This window comes from Bombella sp. ESL0378, assembly GCF_009725845.1.
Lineage (GTDB): Bacteria > Pseudomonadota > Alphaproteobacteria > Acetobacterales > Acetobacteraceae > Bombella > Bombella pollinis.
Genome location: NZ_WNIF01000014.1, coordinates 1 through 4,793, shown reverse-complemented (window position 1 = coordinate 4,793; position 4,793 = coordinate 1). Strand labels below are relative to the sequence as shown.

The window sequence follows — 4,793 nt, the reverse complement described above, 5'->3', positions numbered from 1 at the left end:
GTGGCTTACCACCTGCACCGTCTCCGCCCGGCTCTTATGGGTGTTTACCCATCGGGCAATCATGTTGAGATTCGCATTGATGCGGTTGAGCAGGATGATTCGCTCCCTTTCGTCCTGGCGGTTGCGGATGAGCCGCTTGCCCGCGTGATCACGCACCAGGGCCGAAAGCGATAATCCCGCTTCCTGTGCCTGCTGTTTCAGGGCATTCCACTCCGTTTCGGAGTAGCGAACCCTCAAAAATTTCTCGCGTTTTTCTGCCATTTTCTGCCCCGTTTTTCGGTCAAAATTCCCTTTAAACAAGGCTACCCGGTGTTGCTACGCAACCCGGGCCTTGGTCAGGGGGCGATGCCCCCTAACAACCCCTCAATATTTTTCTAACTTCTCAAAAAACAGTAAGGGAGTAGCCTTATTTTATAATTTACAAGGAGGGGAAAATGAGCAGGGAAATAGACTCGAAGAGGTTGTTGGATAAGATATTGAATCTAACAGAATATCAAATGGATTACATAAATATAATAGTTGATCAATTAAATAAACCTTTTGAGTATAATCTTAATTTAGAATCGGATTTAATTAATAAAAGGATGTTATATGACTTTGGTGATATCCTAAGAATACATCACGTTTTTTCTGAGGAAGCGTTGTCAAAGGATCGTTTTGAACATGCATTTGAACGTATGTTCCAACGTGCTGGAATTGAGGCAAAGTTAGCGCCGCGAGGGAATCCTGGGCATGATCTTACAGTGAATAAACAAAGAATATCGTTAAAAACGCAGGCAGATAGAGCAATAAAAGAAAACTTCATACATATATCTAAATTTATGGAATTAGGTAAAGGAGAATGGACCGATAAAGAAGAACACTTGAGGGGGCAGCTAGATAGATTTTATAATCATATGTCTCGATATGATAGGATTTTTACATTGAGGAAGCTTAGGGACCCATCAGTTCATTATTATGAACTTGTAGAGATACCCAAGGTTCTTCTTTTGAATGCCAGAAACGGAATTTTTAAAATTTCTATTAACAGTAAGCAACATCCGAAACCGGGAACATGCACAGTAAAGGAAGGAGAGGAAGAGGTGTTCCAATTATATTTTGACGGAGGGACAGAAAGAAAACTTCAAATAAAACATTTAAGAAAAGATTTTTGTATAACTCACGCTACATGGAAATTCCCCAAAGAAGAAAACAAAGACGAATTAATAGTATAAATTAAATCAAATTTTTATAATTAATAGTATTATCAATTCTTTCTTTGGCTATGTTGGCATAAGATTCATTGATCTCTATGCCAACACAGTTTCGATTAAGCTTCTTTGAAACAGCCCCAACTGTGCCAGAGCCTAAGAACGGGTCAATAATGCTATGTCCCTCATTGGAGCCAGCTAATAAGCATAATTGAACTAAAGATTCAGGGAATACGGCAAAGTGAGCCCCTTTAAACCCCTCTGTATTTAAATTCCAAACACTTCTTCTGTTCTTAAGGGAATTATTAGTTGTTGATGGCTCTTTTATTGCGTCTTGATTAAATAAATACTTCTTAGATTTTGAAAATAAGAATATATATTCATGAGATCGCGTCAGACGATCTTTAACTGATTCTGGCTGACAATTTGGTTTGTTCCAAATTATATCACTGCGAAGATACCAACCGTCTTCTTGGAGGGCAAAAGCTAGCCGCCACGGTAATCCAATAAGGTCTTTAGGCTTTAAACCTTCAGGAGTCTTTGGACGGTATGTCATAGCACGACCAGGGTTCTTCCGGTCAGGAGCCCTCCACGTGCGTCCTCCGCTTGTATATGCATCTCCGATATTAAGCCAAAAGGTGCCGTCATCAGCCAGAAGATGACGGATGTCTCTAAATACATGCACAAGGTCGCTTATGTAATCATTTACATTCTCTTCTGATCCTATTTGATTATCATGGTTATAATCTCTCAATCCCCAATAAGGAGGAGAAGTTATGCATGATTGAAAGCTTTTCTCAGGGAACTCAGATAATATTCTTCGCGTGTCATCTAAATATATAGATATACCATTCGAAGTATAAAATGTGTTTTTGGGAAAATTTTCATTTTTTGAATTTTGATATTCCATTTATAAAATCCTTTATTTCTTCCTTTGAGTATAACCGATATTGATTAATAGGGTGTCGATAAGGAGTAAGTTTTCCCGCTTTATCCCAATTGCGGAGGGTCGCTGTGGTGACATTAAGATATGCTGCCGCTTCGCTAATGCTCATAAATTGAGGGTTTTTTTCCTCTTTCGGATCAACCATATAAAACCTTATAAAACTTTGTCAATAAGAACCTTAGAAAAGCTTAGCAATTTTTCCCAAGGAAAAAAGCCAAAAAGCTCAATTAACGCCCAAGAGACTTCCATTAGCCTCTTGACGAGTATCTGATAAAAAAGAAGAGTGGAGAAATCGTCCATCGCACGGTGGGCGGGCGCGCTGGTAACGCTGCCCACCCAGATAACCGTGCCCCGATCAAGATCACACGGCTATCGTGTGTTGGAATTATATGCTCCCTCTCTTCCGCCTTAAAGTCTTTTTTGAAGCTCTGGCCCGCTTCCATCGCATCAACCACAGTCAGGCTGCGGTTTATAAGGCCCTTGTGTCCTATCATGGCCGCCTGGGCTGTTACCCGTCTCACGCCACGCTGGCCGCTGAATCAGGGGTCAGCGAGCGCACGGTTCGCAATGCCCTCCGGGAAGCTCGGCTGAGACGGTGGATCGACTGGACCAATGAGCGCGTTGGTCGCCGTCAGTCGGTTAATCGCTACCGGATTTTGCTGACGGATGAGTATATCAACAAGGTTTTGAACGCTCTTCACCGGTTCAAGCGAAAAACCGCAGAAATCAGCGAGTTTTTCAGGCGGCAAAACCTGCCGGGGAGCCCTTATTTTTATATAAAAAGGGCGTCTCAAACCATCTGGAAACAGCTGGATCCCCCCTCGAATGGGCTGACGCCATGGCAAAGGCTCTTCCGGGACAACCGGGAAGCCGCCATGGCCCAGGTTTTTTCCCAATAACGTCCCGTCAAACCGGTCTGTAAGACCGAAATTTGCTCAGGAAGAGGAGCCAGAAGGCGGAGCTGTGCTTTCATGATGAGGGTTTGCCGCCTGAAGGAATGGCCGTAAACCGCCATTTTGTCAGGCGGCAAACGGATTTCAGAAGGGGCCGGGTCCCCTAGAGGAGGACGGTTTCTGTCGGGCCTGTCTGTTTCTCTTCTGGGTCAGGTAATCCCGGATCGAGAGAGCAATGCGCTCAAGGAGCTGAATTGCCCGCTCAAGCGGTCCAGCTGCTCCCGCAAAGCGGCGTTGTCCTGCTGTGTAGCTTCGAACATCGCGTGCAAGGCGGCCCGCTCCTGCTGCCATGTTTTCTCGTGCGTCTTGTAGGTCTTTTGTAAATCCTCCAACGCGCTCAAAAGCAGCGTTTCCAGCTCGGTCATGGCTCAATCCTCCTTCAGAATCCGGTAGCCGTCCTGATAGGCCGGGGCTTTCTCGTCTGTCCGGGCGCAAAGCCGGTTGTCGCAGGTGTTCAGCCTGATCCGTCCGCCCTGGGACCGGAGAACGGCCACGGTCCGTTCCATGGTCTCGATCCGGTTGGAGAGATAGATCATCATTCCCCAGCTCCCGCCCAGGAGACCCGCCGAGAGGCTCAGGCCAATCAGGAAGGGCCAGAGCAGCCGGTTCTTCAGGGCGCGCCAGCCGAGGTTGCGGCTCTGGCGTTCGATATCGGCTTTGATGGTATTCAGCTCGCGTTGCATGATGTCGTGCAACCCGCTCTGCAAAGCGGCGAGCTGCTCTTTCATCTGGGCCTGAATAATCCCGTTCTCGGTTGCGGCCTGCCGCTTCAAGCGTTCGGCCAAGGGAATAGGTTTCTTCATAGAGCGGGCCTTTCAGTCGCCAGCGCATGTTGCTTTGAGGGTCCCTGACCGTGACATACGCCTTTCCGGCCCGGGGAACGTCCAGGCCAAGGCTGCGGATTGCTTCCAGAAGCGTCTGACGGTCCCGTACAAGCCCCGCCACGGCCCTCTGGGTCAGGACGGTATCAATCAGTTCCCGCATGTTGTCAGGGGGCTTCTCGCCCTTCCTGAGGGCCTCTGCGGCTATTTTAAGCTCATGACCGGGGGAAGAGACCGTCCGCGCCCTGGCGGGGTCTGTCGGGTCTGCCAGACCGTACCGGGCATTGATCATGCTGCGGAAGTCATCGAATTGCCGTTCGGCCTGTTCGCCCGGAGGGCGGATGTTCAGGCTTTTGCCGGTTTCCAGCTCGACCCGGGGTGTGAGGAAGTGCAGTTCGTGATGGCCTGCATGGGAATGGCGCACCCACAGGATGACGTAGCGGTCGGGTTCCAGACCGGCGAAGGCCAGATGCTCGAAATCGTTCATGATGGCCCGTTCCATCTCTGGCGTGATGGTCTCCCCGGGCGCGAAGGACAGGACGCCGGAGGTGTATTTGTACTTGAAGGCCAGGGCATCGATCAGGCGGCCGGTCTGGCGGGCATCGCCACGCAGGACCACGGGCGGGTGGTCCTCCCGGCCAGGACGGGCCGGATCGGTCAGATAGGCCACGGGGCCTTCTCCGGCACCCATGCCGTGGCGGGAGAAGCCTACGATCACGAGGCGATCTTTGCGATTCGACGTTGCAGGGCGATCAGGTGGCTTACCACCTGCACCGTCTCCGCCCGGCTCTTATGGGTGTTTACCCATCGGGCAATCATGTTGAGATTCGCATTGATGCGGTTGAGCAGGATGATTCGCTCCCTTTCGTCCTGGCGGTTGCGG

Annotated in this window: 7 protein-coding genes and 1 pseudogene; 2 read left to right on the top strand and 6 right to left on the bottom strand. The window is 49.2% G+C overall.

What is annotated here, in order from left to right:
- Positions 1-261, bottom strand: a 261-nt coding sequence (locus GM556_RS08560; protein ID WP_155579843.1) for a plasmid mobilization protein, incomplete at its 3' end; no start/stop codon positions are given.
- Positions 262-434: 173 nt separating this feature from the next.
- Between GM556_RS08560 and GM556_RS08555 the strand changes: the two genes are divergently transcribed.
- On the top strand, positions 435-1,214 hold the full coding sequence (locus GM556_RS08555) for a restriction endonuclease (protein ID WP_155579842.1): 780 nt from the start codon (positions 435-437) through the stop codon (positions 1,212-1,214).
- A 1-nt stretch (position 1,215) separates the two neighbouring features.
- Here the strand turns inward: GM556_RS08555 and GM556_RS08550 are convergent, their stop codons facing one another.
- Positions 1,216-2,100: a site-specific DNA-methyltransferase gene (locus tag GM556_RS08550; RefSeq protein ID WP_155579841.1), complete on the bottom strand. Its 885-nt coding sequence runs from the start codon at positions 2,098-2,100 to the stop codon at positions 1,216-1,218.
- The gene (locus tag GM556_RS08545) at positions 2,075-2,281 is read right to left on the bottom strand and encodes a MerR family DNA-binding transcriptional regulator (RefSeq protein ID WP_155579840.1); all 207 of its coding nucleotides are present in this window, start codon (positions 2,279-2,281) and stop codon (positions 2,075-2,077) included. The genes GM556_RS08550 and GM556_RS08545 overlap by 26 nt, the downstream gene beginning before the upstream one ends.
- 244 nt (positions 2,282-2,525) lie before the next feature.
- Between GM556_RS08545 and GM556_RS08540 the strand changes: the two genes are divergently transcribed.
- Complete coding sequence (locus GM556_RS08540) at positions 2,526-3,035, top strand: helix-turn-helix domain-containing protein (RefSeq protein WP_155579839.1); 510 nt, start codon at positions 2,526-2,528, stop codon at positions 3,033-3,035.
- 203 nt (positions 3,036-3,238) lie between these two features.
- Here GM556_RS08540 and GM556_RS08535 read toward each other — a convergent pair whose 3' ends face one another.
- The 3 genes and pseudogenes from GM556_RS08535 to GM556_RS08820 form a co-directional block, all read right to left on the bottom strand.
- The gene (locus GM556_RS08535) at positions 3,239-3,454 is read right to left on the bottom strand and encodes an MbeD family mobilization/exclusion protein (protein ID WP_155579838.1); all 216 of its coding nucleotides are present in this window, start codon (positions 3,452-3,454) and stop codon (positions 3,239-3,241) included.
- A gap of 3 nt (positions 3,455-3,457) precedes the next feature.
- Complete coding sequence (locus GM556_RS08530) at positions 3,458-3,892, bottom strand: hypothetical protein (RefSeq protein ID WP_155579837.1); 435 nt, start codon at positions 3,890-3,892, stop codon at positions 3,458-3,460.
- Between the two features lie 349 nt (positions 3,893-4,241).
- A pseudogene (locus tag GM556_RS08820) lies at positions 4,242-4,412 on the bottom strand (hypothetical protein); the annotation flags it as partial.
- Positions 4,413-4,793: the final 381 nt, after the last annotated feature.